This window comes from Streptomyces sp. NPDC031121 (assembly GCF_055570615.1).
Window position 1 is genome coordinate 171,387 of record NZ_JBVIGV010000003.1, and the last position, 12,322, is coordinate 183,708.

13 protein-coding genes are annotated in these 12,322 nt (G+C 71.0%); 10 read left to right on the forward strand and 3 right to left on the reverse strand.

Annotation, left to right across the window (positions count from 1 at the left end; genetic code table 11):
- The first annotated feature begins 172 nt into the window (after nucleotides 1-172).
- The gene (locus ACZ462_RS06385) at nucleotides 173-661 is read left to right on the forward strand and encodes a ribose-5-phosphate isomerase (protein WP_467807230.1); all 489 of its coding nucleotides are present in this window, start codon (nucleotides 173-175) and stop codon (nucleotides 659-661) included.
- 96 nt (nucleotides 662-757) lie between these two features.
- Complete coding sequence (locus ACZ462_RS06390) at nucleotides 758-1,564, forward strand: Fpg/Nei family DNA glycosylase (RefSeq protein ID WP_467807232.1); 807 nt, start codon at nucleotides 758-760, stop codon at nucleotides 1,562-1,564.
- A 37-nt stretch (nucleotides 1,565-1,601) separates the two neighbouring features.
- Here ACZ462_RS06390 and ACZ462_RS06395 read toward each other — a convergent pair whose 3' ends face one another.
- A complete protein-coding gene (locus ACZ462_RS06395; RefSeq protein WP_467807233.1) occupies nucleotides 1,602-2,837 on the reverse strand; it encodes a GNAT family N-acetyltransferase in 1,236 nt (411 codons plus the stop codon).
- Nucleotides 2,838-3,052: 215 nt separating this feature from the next.
- Here ACZ462_RS06395 and ACZ462_RS06400 point away from each other — a divergent pair, with 215 nt between their 5' ends.
- From ACZ462_RS06400 to ACZ462_RS06415, 4 genes are all read left to right on the forward strand, one after another.
- Nucleotides 3,053-4,195, forward strand: coding sequence for a SpoIIE family protein phosphatase (locus ACZ462_RS06400; RefSeq protein ID WP_467807234.1), 1,143 nt, complete (start codon nucleotides 3,053-3,055; stop codon nucleotides 4,193-4,195).
- Between the two features lie 441 nt (nucleotides 4,196-4,636).
- Complete coding sequence (locus ACZ462_RS06405; RefSeq protein ID WP_467807235.1) at nucleotides 4,637-6,055, forward strand: pyridoxal phosphate-dependent decarboxylase family protein; 1,419 nt, start codon at nucleotides 4,637-4,639, stop codon at nucleotides 6,053-6,055.
- Entirely contained in the window at nucleotides 6,052-6,513 is a 462-nt protein-coding gene (locus ACZ462_RS06410) for an HD domain-containing protein (RefSeq protein ID WP_467807237.1), read from the forward strand. The genes ACZ462_RS06405 and ACZ462_RS06410 overlap by 4 nt, the downstream gene beginning before the upstream one ends.
- 144 nt (nucleotides 6,514-6,657) lie before the next feature.
- Nucleotides 6,658-6,852: a hypothetical protein gene (locus tag ACZ462_RS06415; RefSeq protein WP_114057574.1), complete on the forward strand. Its 195-nt coding sequence runs from the start codon at nucleotides 6,658-6,660 to the stop codon at nucleotides 6,850-6,852.
- Between the two features lie 492 nt (nucleotides 6,853-7,344).
- Here the strand turns inward: ACZ462_RS06415 and ACZ462_RS06420 are convergent, their stop codons facing one another.
- Nucleotides 7,345-8,100, reverse strand: coding sequence for a GntR family transcriptional regulator (locus ACZ462_RS06420; protein WP_467807238.1), 756 nt, complete (start codon nucleotides 8,098-8,100; stop codon nucleotides 7,345-7,347).
- Between the two features lie 79 nt (nucleotides 8,101-8,179).
- Between ACZ462_RS06420 and ACZ462_RS06425 the strand changes: the two genes are divergently transcribed.
- From ACZ462_RS06425 to ACZ462_RS06440, 4 genes are all read left to right on the forward strand, one after another.
- Complete coding sequence (locus ACZ462_RS06425) at nucleotides 8,180-8,458, forward strand: hypothetical protein (RefSeq protein ID WP_467807240.1); 279 nt, start codon at nucleotides 8,180-8,182, stop codon at nucleotides 8,456-8,458.
- 251 nt (nucleotides 8,459-8,709) lie between these two features.
- Complete coding sequence (locus tag ACZ462_RS06430; RefSeq protein ID WP_467807242.1) at nucleotides 8,710-8,934, forward strand: hypothetical protein; 225 nt, start codon at nucleotides 8,710-8,712, stop codon at nucleotides 8,932-8,934.
- An 8-nt stretch (nucleotides 8,935-8,942) separates the two neighbouring features.
- On the forward strand, nucleotides 8,943-9,668 hold the full coding sequence (locus ACZ462_RS06435) for a GntR family transcriptional regulator (protein ID WP_467807254.1): 726 nt from the start codon (nucleotides 8,943-8,945) through the stop codon (nucleotides 9,666-9,668).
- Nucleotides 9,665-9,991, forward strand: coding sequence for a hypothetical protein (locus tag ACZ462_RS06440; protein ID WP_467807243.1), 327 nt, complete (start codon nucleotides 9,665-9,667; stop codon nucleotides 9,989-9,991). The genes ACZ462_RS06435 and ACZ462_RS06440 overlap by 4 nt, the downstream gene beginning before the upstream one ends.
- A 176-nt stretch (nucleotides 9,992-10,167) precedes the next feature.
- Here ACZ462_RS06440 and ACZ462_RS06445 read toward each other — a convergent pair whose 3' ends face one another.
- A complete protein-coding gene (locus tag ACZ462_RS06445) occupies nucleotides 10,168-10,554 on the reverse strand; it encodes a hypothetical protein (protein ID WP_467807255.1) in 387 nt (128 codons plus the stop codon).
- Nucleotides 10,555-12,322: the final 1,768 nt, after the last annotated feature.

Sequence of the window (12,322 nt, forward strand, 5' to 3'; positions counted from 1 at the left end):
GAGAAGGCGTCGGCCGGAAGGCCCGCATCCGGTTCGTTGCCGGGGGGCGAAGGTCCGGGACTTTGGTCCCACCGTGTCTCATCTGCGTTCTTTGGGTTTACTTGAGCTTTAGAAGTGACTTACGCGACACCCCGGTACGGGTCTCGCGGACCGCTCGTGACACACTCGTCCCATGCGCGTGTACCTCGGATCCGACCATGCCGGCTTTGAGCTGAAGAACCACCTGGTGGACTGGCTCAAGGACAACGGCCACGAGCCCGTCGACTGCGGGCCCCACATCTACGACGCGGTGGACGACTACCCGCCGTTCTGCCTGCGCGCCGCGGAGAAGACCGCCGCCGACGAGGGCAGCCTCGGCATCGTGATCGGCGGCTCCGGCAACGGCGAGCAGATCGCCGCCAACAAGGTCAAGGGCGTCCGCGCCATCCTCGCCTGGAGCGTGGAGACCGCGAAGCTGGGCCGCGAGCACAACAACGCCAACGTGATCTCCGTCGGCGGCCGCATGCACACCCAGGACGAGGCCACCGCCTTCATCGAGGCCTTCCTGGCGACCCCGTACTCCGGCGAGGAGCGCCACACCCGCCGCATCGACATGCTCTCCGCGTACGAGCGCACCGGCGAACTCCCGCCCATCCCGGCCCACCACCCGCAGGACCAGTAGCAGCCGCCGTGCCGCCGGATCCGCGGGGTCCGGCGGCGCCGCCGTTCCCGCGGCCCCTGCGGCGGACACGGCGGGGCAGACCCGAGGAGAGCAGCAGTGCCCGAGGGGCATACGATCCACCGCCTCGCCCAGGACCACACCGAGCGGTTCGCCGGACGCCCCGTCCGGGTGAGCAGCCCGCAGGGCCGGTTCGCCGAGAGCGCCGCCCTGCTCGACGGCCGCCGGCTGGAGAGCGCCGAGGCACACGGCAAGCACCTCTTCCTCGAACTTGGCGACGCCTGGATCCACATCCACCTCGGCCTCTTCGGCAAGCTCGGCTTCGGCCCCGCCCCCGCACCGCCCGCCGCCGGCACCGTCCGGCTCCGGCTCGCGAACGACGAGCACTGGGCCGACCTGCGCGGCCCGACGGCCTGCGCCCTCATCGGCGACGCAGAGAAGCGGGCGGTGCACGACCGGCTCGGCCCCGACCCGCTGCGCCCCGACGACGACCCCGACCGCGCGTGGCAGCGGATCTCGCGCTCCCGCACCACCATCGCGGCCCTCCTGATGGACCAGAAGGTCGTCGCCGGCGTCGGCAACGTCTACCGCGCCGAGGTGCTGTTCCGGCACGGCGTGGACCCGTACCGGCTCGGCCGGGACATCCGCCGCGCCGAATGGGACGCCATGTGGGCCGACCTGGCGGCGCTCATGCGCGAGGGCGTCCGCAACAACCGGATAGACACCGTCCGCGACGAGCACACCCCCGAGGCCATGGGCCGCCCGCCGCGCGTCGACGACCACGGCGGCGAGGTGTACGTCTACCGGAGGGCCAACATGCCCTGCCACGTCTGCGGGAGCGCCGTCCGCACCGCCGGCCTCGCCGCCCGCAACCTCTTCTGGTGCCCGGGCTGCCAGACCCGCTGACGGCGGACGGCCCGAACGGGCGCGGGGCCGCGTCCGCTCAGAAGCCGTGCGGCAGCCAGGGCGCCATGTCGCCGGCGAACGCCCGCGAAGCCGCCGCCAGCGCCCCCGGACGCAGCGCCCGCACCCGCCCCGCCCCCGCCAGCGAGGTCAGCGTCACCCCGCCGAGATACGCCGACGCCAGCTCCCGTACCGACAGCTCCAGGTCTGCCGGGTCCTCCGTACGCTCGCAGCGGACCGGCCCCCGCCCGTCGGCGGTCAGCCGCCACCGGCCCGCGTTCCACGGGCAGAACGCGTCCGCCACCTCCAGCACCACGTCCAGCGGCGCCCCGTACGCCCTGGCCTCCAGCGCCCGCGGCAGGTCCACCAGCCGCACGTACAGGGAGTCCCGCAGCGCCGGAAGGGCCCGCCGCGGGTCGCTGACCAGGTGCAGCAGCGGATCGTCCACCGGCCGCCTGCGGGCCCGCACCACCGACGTCAGGTCGATCCCGCACAGGTAGCGCCACAGCGCGGCCGCCGCCGCCGGGTCCAGCGCGTCCAGGTCCCGCACCTCGACCTCGCCGCACGGCCCGGCCGCTTCCCACTCCGGCTTGACCCGGTAGCGGGCGTACCCCGCGACCGAGCCGTCCTCGCGCTCCGCCACCACGCACATCAGAGGGGACGCCCCGCCCCGGGAGCCCGGCGGGTCCAGCAGCGCCTGCCGCTCCCACCCCGGCTGCCGCGCCAGCATGCCGGGCCGCCGCGCGACGAGCTGCGCGTACACCCGCTCGCAGTCGTCGAGCGCCTTCTCCGGGTCGGCCAGGCGCAGCCGCACCGCGTCCGTCCCCGGCGGCACCGACAGGGCCACCCTGGACGTGTCGACGGCCACACCCAGCTCGTACGCGGCGGCGCCGTAGCCGAAACGCCCGTAGATCGCCGGCTCCGAGGCCGTCAGCACCGCGACCGGCTCGCCGCCCGCGCGGACGTCGTCGAGCTGCCGGCGCATCAGCGAGGTGAGGATGCCGCGGCGGCGGTGCGTCGGCGCGACGCCCACCATCGTGACCCCCGCCGCCGGCACCAGCCCCCCGCCCGGCACCGACAGCCGGAAGGTGAACGCGCCCGCCGAACCCGCGCACACCTGCCCGTCCCAGACGCCCAGCGACCGCTCGACCTCCGTCAGGGCCCGGTACAGCTCCCGCTCCTGCCGGGATTCCGCCACCCCGCCGAAGGCCACGTCGAGATGGTCGTACCAGACATCCCACTCATCCGACCGCAAAATGCGCATCTCAAGAGTCATGTGCTCATCCTTACCAGTGGCATCCATCACGGGCTAAGGCTTTTCGGCCGGCCCGCTGGCCCGCCCGGGCCGCCGCCGAGAACCGCCCCGACTCCCGCCCGGGCAGCGGCCGTCGGCGCCCTCCGCGCCCACCCGCCGACGCGGCGCAGCGGAGCGGACCGGTCCGGGGGTCCCCCTGCGCGCACGCAGCCGGGATGGATAGGGTCCCGAGGGACATGGCCGGAGCACGTGTGGAGACGCTCAGGGCCCGGACGCGCAGGGCGTGGCACCGGGCCCGCACAGCCCTGCGCAAATCCGCCGTCGACTACTTCCGCGGCGACGCCTCCGACTGGCTCGCCTTCGCCGGACTGTTCGCCACCATCCCCGCCATCGCCTGCGGCACCCTCGTATTCCCCGTGTGGTTCTCGCCCGCCGCGCTCGTCCTGCCCATCGTCGCGGGCGGCCTGCTGCTGCGCCCCGCGAGCCTCCTCGCCCTGTACGCCGCCTCCGCGGCCGCCCTCATCGTCGAATCCCTCGTCCTCGGCCCCTACACCCAGGGCCCCGCCCGGGTCACCCCCGGCACCGTCCTCGTCGTGGCCGCCTGCGGATTCTTCGGCCTCGTCATCGCCCAGTTCCGCAGCCGCGTCGGCGTGCCCTGGAGACGCGGCGGCACCATGCTCTTCGACCTCCGCGAACGCATCCGCGTACAGAGCAAGCTGCCCGCCCTGCCCCGCGGCTGGCACCAGGAGATGGCCCTCCGCCCGGCCGGCGGGCAGTCCTTCTCCGGCGACTTCGTCGTCGCCGCCCGCACCAACGGCGGCCGCACCCTCGAAATCGTCCTCACCGACGTCTCCGGCAAGGGCATGGAAGCCGGCTCCCGCGCCCTGCTGCTCTCCGGCGCCTTCGGCGGCCTGCTCGGAGCCCTCCCGCCGGACGGCTTCCTGCCCGCCGCCAACGGCTACCTGCTGCGCCAGGACTGGGACGAGGGCTTCGCCACCTCCGTCCACCTCGTCCTCGACCTCGAAACCGGCGACTACGAACTCCTGTCCGCCGGGCACCTGCCCGCCCTCCAGCTCTGCGCCGGAACCGGCCGCTGGCAGGAGAAGGCGGGCGAAGGACCGCTCCTCGGCGTGTACGACGGCGCCGAGTTCGAACCCGCCCGCGGCCGACTGCGCCCCGGCGACGTCCTGATGCTCTTCACCGACGGCCTCGTCGAGACCGCCGACCGCGACATCGCCGAGGGCATCGACCGCCTCACCGGCGAAGCCGACCGCTACGTCGCCGCGGGCTGGCAGGGCGCCGCCTGGCACCTCATCGAGAAGGTCGCCAAGGACGTCAACGACGACCGCGCCCTCCTCCTCATCCGCCGCTCGCCCTGACCCCGTACGCGGGGATCCGCACCGCCGGCGCGCCGCCGGGCACGGGAGGTGCGGGGGAGGGGGAGCGGCGCCCCGGCACAGCCGGACCGGGCCGCCCCAACCGCCGCCCTCCGCAGCGCCGTTGTGCCCGGCCGGCGCCCCGCGCCCCCCGGGAGGGGCCGGCCGCTGAAGCGCACGGCCGGCCGGCGGCCCAGGCGCTCTCCGCCTCGGCGGCCGCCGCCGCGTCCCTCCGGCGGCCGGCGCGGCACCGTCCACTGCTCCGTCCTGCCGGCGGCGACCTCGCTCGCCGTGCACGAGGCGGTGCGCCGGCCCGACGGCTGCCTGCTCCCGCTCACGGGCCGCCGTCGCCCTCGGCATCCCGGCCGGGGCGGCGGCGCGGACCGGCCACCCGGCGCCGATTGGACCGCCCGCCGGCCGCCGCCGGGCCCTACGGTGCCGTCCATGGACCACACCCTCGCCGCCGACCTCGGGCGGCTGCCCGAGCTGCTCGAAGCCGTACGCCGCGCCGCCGCCGACGCGCTCGACGGGCTCGACGCGCGGCCCGTCGTACCGCCGCCCCCGGCGCAGCCCCCGCGGCCCGAGCCGCTCCCCGAACACGGCGCCGGGACCGAAGCCGCCCTCACCGCCTTCCACCGGCGGTGGGAGCCGCGCCTGTCGGCCTCGGCCGGCCCCCGCTACCTCGGCTTCGTCACCGGCGGCGCCACCCCCGCCGCCCTCGCCGGCGACTGGCTGACCGCCGTCCACGACCAGAACTCCAACTCGGCCCTCGACGGGGGCGGCCAGGACCTGGAGCGCGAGACCACCGGCTGGCTCCGCGACCTGTTCGGCCTCGGCCCCGCCCATTCCGGGACCTTCGTCAGCGGCGCCACCATGTCCAACACCACCGGCCTCGCCATCGCCCGCGAATGGCTCGGCGAACGCCTCGGAGTGTCACCCGCCGAGGACGGCGCCGCCGCCCTCGGACCCGTACGCGTCCTCTCCGGCGCCGCGCACTCCTCCATCGCCAAGGCCCTCTCCCTCCTCGGCCTCGGCCGCAGCGCTCTCGTCCCCGTCCCCACCCTCCCCGGCCGGGAGGCCGTCGACCCCGCCGCCCTCGACCGCGCCCTCGCCGACACCCCCGGCCCGGCCGTCGTCGTCGCCAACGCCGGCACCGTCAACACCGTCGACTTCGACGACCTCCGCGCCGTCGCCGCACTGAGGGAACGCCACGACTTCTGGCTGCACACCGACGCCGCGTTCGGCGCGTTCGCCGCCCTGTCCCCGCACCACGCCCACCTCGTCGACGGCCTCGACGCCTCCGACTCCGTCTGCGTCGACCTGCACAAATGGCTGAACGTCCCCTACGACAGCGCCGTCCAGTTCACCCGCCGGCCCGACCTCCAGACCCGCGTCTTCCGGAACGCCGCCGCCTACCTCGGCCCCCTCGGCGCCGACCCCGACCTCGTCCACCTCACCCCGGAGAACTCCCACCGGCTGCGCGCCCTCGCCGCCTGGTTCACGCTGCGCGCGTACGGCCGCGCCGGCCACCGCGAGATCGTCGAACGCGACGTCGCCTGCGCCCGGGCCCTCGGCGCCGAGCTGGAGCGCGACCCCGCCTTCCGGCTGCTCGCCCCCGTCCGGCTCAACGTCGTCCTCTTCACCCTCGCCGGCGAGGGCGACCCGGACCGGCTCACCGCCCGCCTGACCGCCCTGCGCGAGGCCGCCGCGGGCGAGGTGTTCACGACCCCGACCGTCCACGCGGGAACCCCCGCCCTGCGCGCCGCGTTCTCCAACTGGCGCACCACCCAGGCGGACGTGCACCGGGCCGCCGAAGCCCTCCGCGGCGCGGCAGCGCAGACGGCAGTGAAGGGGACCGCATGACGACGCAGCAGCAGCCGCTCACCCTGGCAGAGGTCGAAGCCCTGGCGCGCGCCGCGCACGAGGGGCAGACCGACAAGGCGGGCCGCCCGTACGCGGAACACCTGGGGGCCGTGGCGGAAGGCGTCCGCATCCGCGGCGGCAGCCCCGAGCAGCAGGCCGCCGCCTGGCTGCACGACGCCGTCGAGGACGACGCGCTCAGCCGGGAGTGGCTCGATGCCGCCGCCCTCCCGCAGGCGGTGAAGGACATGGTCCTGGCCGTCACCAAGCGCCCCGGCGAGCCGCTGGAGGGGTACGCGGCCCGCATCCTCGCCACCCCCGGCGCCCTCCTGGTGAAGGAGGCCGACCTCGCGCACAACGCGGACCCGGCGCGGCTGTCCGTACTGGACGCGCCCACCCGGGAGCGGCTGACCGCGAAGTACGCCCGCGTCCGCTCCCTGCTCGGCCTGACCGCGCCCTGACCCCGCCCGCGGCCGCCCCGGCAGGCGCCGATTCGTCAGGGGGCGGATAGCCGGGGCCGGTTGGTGGGAGGATGGACCGTAGGGGGGCGTGCGCCGACCGTGCGCCCCCGGCCGGACCGGGGACGATCGAAGGTGTGATCAGTAGTGGCCATTTCGCTGTCGGTGGTGGTTCTGTTGGCGATCATCATGGTGGTGCTGATCCGCGGCAACCACCTGAAGGCCGGCCCCGCGATCGTCGCGGTCCTCTTCGGCTTCTTCCTCGCGTCCAGTTCGATCGCCCCGGACGTCAACCGCTTCCTGAACTCCCTCGCGGACACGATCGCCGGCATCAAGCTCTGACCCAGCGCCGCGCCCCCGGGAAACGCATCAGGGCCGGTCGGAGGAAACGTCCTCCGACCGGCCCTGACCAGGTGAGAGCGGGTGACGGGAATCGAACCCGCGTAGCTAGTTTGGAAGACCGCGTACCCGCAAGAGGCCTGACCTGGCGCGGCCCTGACCTGCGCCCCGGCCGAGCCCACCCCACAGTTCCCCGCTCGTCCCCGCCGCTTCCCGTCTGATCGGGCACATGAAGGGCACGCGGGCCGACTCGGATGTCAGAGGAACGCCTCCGGCATCGGGCACGCCTCCAACGCCTCGTCCGGCCGGTCGGCCCAATGCCACCAGACATGCCGAGCGGGGCACTTCCACAACGACCGGCAGACCCGCTCGTCGTCTTCCTCCCGCCGGCAGAGCACGAATCCGCCGAACTTCATGGCCTGGCTGCACTCCGGGCAGATCGGCACGTTGCCCCCTTCTCGCGTCGGCCAGGTGGTCTGGGTGGCGCTGGGCGCGCTATCGACTGACGGGGATCTCGTAGACGATCTCGCACAGCGAGGCGGGGATGATGATGTCCGCCGTCTCCACGGGCTGCCCCTGGTCGCTGTAGTACGTCCGCCGGATATGCGTGACCAGCGAGGCCTTCTGGATGCCGAGCAGCGACGCCTCCTCGGCTGTCGCCTGCCGCGGCTCCGGCTGCTCTACGGCATGGCTGACGGTGATCCCGATCACGGCCATCCGGTTCACGACACCGATGCCGGCATGTGGCCCACCTTCCGGCAGGACGACGAGGGTGCCAGCGGTCAGCTCGTACGGCTCCCAGCTCGTCGACAACTGCACCGGCCGACCATCAGCGAGGAACTCGTAGAGGGTACGCACGCATAGATCGCCCTCTGCGATACCGAGCCGCGACGCGATCTCGGCCGGGGCCGGCACTTTCGCTTCGGTACGGCTCTCCCAGGTGCCCTGCTTGCCCAATGCCAGCATGTCCGCCCGGAACGGGGAACCGCCGGGCTGCTCGCGGGCCGAGGACCGAACGACCCGTACACGCCGACGGGGCTCGGCGACGTAGGTGCCCGAACCTGCGCGCCCCTCCAGCACTCCTTGGGAGATCAGTAGCTCCTGCGCCCGACGGACCACGTTCTCGCCCACGCCGCACTCTTCGGCGATCTGGGCGCGAGAGGGGAGTCGATCGCCGGCCGTCCACACGTGCTCCGCGATCCGCTGCCGCAGGATGTCGGCGATCCGGAGATAAGGCGGCTGCTCAGGCATGTAGAAAATCTAGTCCACTAGCTTTAATCTAGTTAACTAGCTTCACCCAAAGTGATCGATCGGTGACGGAGGCCCTCCTGTGCCCGCTTCGGAAGCAAGGGCCGAGGACCTCGCCGCCCGGTTGTCGGCCCTCGGGCTGACCACGCGTGTGGAGTCGCACGCCACCTACACGTCGATCGAAGCGGAGGTTCCGGAAGCGCTGCCCGCCGAGTCGTGGCGGGAGGTCTTGGAAGTCGTGGCGGAGGCCGACCGATTCGGGCTCCTCGCCAGCAGCTTGGCCGGCCGCATCCTCTGGGCCGCAGTAAACGAAGCGGTCCCCGCGACGGGCGACGTCCGGGGACCCGGCCATCAGCGATAGGAGCTGATCAGCATGCACAACCGTATGACCCCCAGCACCGCCCACACCAGTGGGCTGCCACTCCCCGCACTCTCCTACGCCACGCACGCGAAGAACACCTACCGGTCGAGCTCGTGCGCGATTGGCGCACACCGAGAGTGCACCCCGCCGTCCCCCTCCAGGGCGCCGGCAGGTGTCCCCGTGATCTACGAAGCCTGCGGCTGCTCTTGCCACGCCACGGACGACGCGCCGGAATCGCAGCAGGTGAACCAGTGAGGGGACCGGCCTCTAGCGGTGCCCTCGCCGCCAACATCGAGATCACTTCGGTGAACGTGCAGCGCGGCGACGTCATCCAGATCGGCGGCCAGCCGTGCCGCGTAGCCGACCTCGTGCAGCTCCCCGCGGGCGCGAAGCGGCTGTTCTTCGAGACGGGCGAGGCGCTGACGATGCACGCCCAAAGCCGTTTCATCGCCCTCCGGATGACGAGGAAGTGGTGATCCGCGCCATGCCTTCCCGCCGTGACACCATCGCCGATGATCTCCGGCACCAGATCTCAACAGGCAACTTCAAGGCTGGCGAACGCCTCCCTTCCGAGGCCGAACTCGCCACCCGCTACGCGGTCAGCACACCAACCCTGCGAAGCGCCCTGGCGCTCCTCCAGGGCGAAGGCTTGGTTGAGAAGATCCACGGCAGCGGCAACTTCGTCCGCCGTCCTCTCCGCAAGATCACCTACACCGGCGGTTGCGGCGAGGCGCTCACATGGGCCACCCCTTCTGCTCCCCTACACACGAACGCCCGCACCACGAACCTTGAGGCGTACGGCCACCTGGCGGCCCTGCTGGACGTGCCGCCCCGCAGCCCCCTGAGGTTGACCGAGGTCGTCTACATCACCCACGAAGGGAAGTCGCCGCACAGCCTGGCCCGCATCTACGTCCCTCACGACTTGACGCCGGCTGATTCGCCCGTACGCGACGAGACAACAGCGCGTGCGGCGGATCTCCGCCCGCCGCTGGCCGAGGTTCAAGAGCGGCTCAGCGCCCGCCTCCCGACCCAGGAAGAGGCAACCGTCCTCCGAATCGCCACATCCCTGGCGGTCCTCTCACTCACCCGCGTGGCAACCGACGTCACCGGCCGCGTGGTCGAGGCCGCCCTCCTGGTCCTCCCCGGGGACAGAGCGGACGCACTCTTCACCATCCGCCTCACGACTGAGGAGGGGAACCCGAAGAAATGACACCGAGCAATGAACTGCGCCTCCTCCCGTGGTCGGGTCCCGACGACAAGCCCTGCTACCTGAGCGCTGACAACACCAACGGCTACCTGTCCCGCCTGGCCGACGACACCGAAGAGATCCAGCTCGGATTGGGAACCGAGCTTTTGGCCCATGCCCTCGAAGTACTCGCCGACATGGACTCGGACGCGGAGGAACTCCGTTGCCTGGCGACGGATCTGACCGGGGCTCTCCGAGACACGGTCCGCGTAGCAACCAGCCGCGGCCACCGCCTCCAGCACTCCACCTACCCGGCTCGCGAGGGGCCCCGGCCGCACTTCAGCTAGCAGCAATTCGTACAAGCAAAGCGGCCCCAGACCAAGCTGGGGCCGCTCCTGTTTGGTGCACACGGCTCCGGGGGCCCGTGTGCGTCATGCGTGTGCGCAGGTCGGGGTCGATCTGCGGCCAGATTGGAGGCTCACGGTCCGTGAATAGGCCGCGGACGGCGGGCGCCGCCTACCTTCTACCAGCCGCCACCGAAGATCGGTTGAAGGGCTGCCGCTGCGCCTGACAGCAGTGCAAGCATTCCACCCATCGTTGTCAGCGCCGTGGTGGCGTTAGGAAAGAGTTCACGGCGCAGTTCACGCCAGCGTTTTTTAACTACGACCCCCTGGAGCTTCTGCCACTTGTGCTGCCGAATGTGGCAGCCCATCATGACGCCCTTGCTGTTGTTCCTGCACGCGCCGTCTCGCCCAAGCGCCCCACACCAGGCCGGAGCGAGAAAGAAGAAGTAGATCGTGCACACCCCGGATAACGTCAACAGCAGGCCTGGGCCGAGATCCGACGTGAGCCAGCCGGCCAACAGGACTGCGAAGACAGCCCATCCCCAGTACTTCCCGAAGCCCTTCATGCGCACCGGAACGTAACGAGGTAGGCCTCACGCTGGAAGGGAGCATGCGAGGCGCACCGGTGGCACATGCCAGCGCAGGTGGTTTGCTGCGTGTGAGGCCCCCAAGGACATCCCGGGGGCTTCATGGCCTTGTGGGGGGCCTTGGCCAGCCTCGGTTGCACGCGAGACGACCCAAGCCTCGCGCATCCGGCCGCAGGCGGTTGCGCGGATAGCTGAAGGGCGCTAGCTTTTCAACGTGCCTCCCCGAGTCTCCCGGGGCACCGGTAACGAGCTAAGCCGCTTTGACGGTCGGGAGAGCGCAGGCGAGCAACTGCGTAGGGCATCAGAGATTGGCTATGGCCGTCTCCTGGTGCACCTGCGCACCGAGACGGTCACCTGACGATTGGGACCGTTCGAAGTGGCTGCTCGTGACTGCAAGTCGCATTACGTTGCAATCATTCTCCTTTCATCTGGTATCTGTGCGCTCCTCGTTGGACAACTGGCCATGCTATTTGGCGAGGCGCCATGGTCGTCGTTGCGATGGGCAGCCGTCGCGTTTGCTGGCGTCTTTGCTGTCGGGGCACAAGTCGCTAAGTTCCTCGGCTTGTTCAGCTCACAAGACGACAGTGGCTGAAACGTCGGAGACGACTCTAAGCTTGGAAATCAAGGCTCGCCGACTAACCTGTCGGCTGGCTCGCAACGACGCCGGTCATCGTGGTTGCGGTACCCGCTGCTGTACACCTCTTCGTTCCGAAGCAATTCAGGCCTTCCCAGACCCTCCCTGGTGTCGGCCCTGACCTGAGTAAAGACGCCCCTGCCGTCCCCGGACGTCCGCCGCTGTACGGCCCCGTTGTCACTCAGTTAGACGCGCAGCCGCGCGGCTTCTCGGGGGCCTCTAGGCTAAGATCCCGCCTCGGCCAGCTTGCTGCCCGGGTTGACCCTGGCGCCTGACGCTCACTACGAGGCGGGCTCGATGTGGGCATACTCAGGCCGAAGCTGGAGCGGGCCAGTTTTCTTCCAAACTCGGGTGCATTCAAGCGGCTCATTCGGGGACCCGATTACTCCTCCGTACTCAAACCCTTCGTCCGTTTTGAAAGAGAACTCGTGTACTCCGTCCGCAGGTGAGTGAGTGTGAGACGTCTCCGTCAACTGTGCTTCGGTAAGGCCATAATGCAGGGTGATGTGGGAGTAGAGTAGACGGCGGGCTTCGTCGGCATCGACGGGACTCCGAGGGGTGCTAGGCGCATGGCCGCGTGATCTGATTTTCTCGAAGGCTGTGCGCAGAGCGCTGCCCAACGCTACAGCGCCAACACCCCCGACAGCGCTGATCGATAGCTCCAATATGTACTCGCCGAAGGACGATGAAGCGCCCCAATCGAGCGAGCTCTCTCTCGCTGAAATAGAGTTTTCGGCGGGGAATTCCCGGTCTCCGTGAAGGGTCGTGATGTTGCGCAGCTCGGCGACAATTTCCTGGCTGCTCATCTCCAGCCCGCCGACTTCCAGAGTCCAGGCCGCCTCGGGATAGTAGATCAAGTGGTCCACAAGGCGAACGGAGATTATCGACTCTGTGCGCATGCCTGTCTCCCGGTCAATGCTAGTTCCCAGCGGCACGGATGCTGTCACTATACGGATTAACGCCAGGTTGAGATGGTGTTTTCGACTTGCGGCCCCCGGGCACCAGCCGCCCCAACTCCCATCCCGTCTGCCATCGGCCCACACGCATGTGGAGCGGTCGCGGTGCCGGGCGTCAAGGTGGAGCGCGCGACTGTACGAACGACCTTGACGCCCG

What these genes read in the sequence shown, in the direction of transcription:
- ACZ462_RS06385 (WP_467807230.1), top strand. Translation starts at nt 173, where the DNA reads ATGCGCGTGTACCTCGGATCCGACCATGCCGGCTTTGAGCTGAAGAAC.
- ACZ462_RS06395 (WP_467807233.1), bottom strand. Translation starts at nt 2,837, where the DNA reads ATGACTCTTGAGATGCGCATTTTGCGGTCGGATGAGTGGGATGTCTGG.
- ACZ462_RS06400 (WP_467807234.1), top strand. Translation starts at nt 3,053, where the DNA reads ATGGCCGGAGCACGTGTGGAGACGCTCAGGGCCCGGACGCGCAGGGCG.
- ACZ462_RS06405 (WP_467807235.1), top strand. Translation starts at nt 4,637, where the DNA reads ATGGACCACACCCTCGCCGCCGACCTCGGGCGGCTGCCCGAGCTGCTC.
- ACZ462_RS06410 (WP_467807237.1), top strand. Translation starts at nt 6,052, where the DNA reads ATGACGACGCAGCAGCAGCCGCTCACCCTGGCAGAGGTCGAAGCCCTG.
- ACZ462_RS06420 (WP_467807238.1), bottom strand. Translation starts at nt 8,100, where the DNA reads ATGCCTGAGCAGCCGCCTTATCTCCGGATCGCCGACATCCTGCGGCAG.
- ACZ462_RS06435 (WP_467807254.1), top strand. Translation starts at nt 8,943, where the DNA reads ATGCCTTCCCGCCGTGACACCATCGCCGATGATCTCCGGCACCAGATC.
- ACZ462_RS06440 (WP_467807243.1), top strand. Translation starts at nt 9,665, where the DNA reads ATGACACCGAGCAATGAACTGCGCCTCCTCCCGTGGTCGGGTCCCGAC.
- ACZ462_RS06445 (WP_467807255.1), bottom strand. Translation starts at nt 10,554, where the DNA reads ATGAAGGGCTTCGGGAAGTACTGGGGATGGGCTGTCTTCGCAGTCCTG.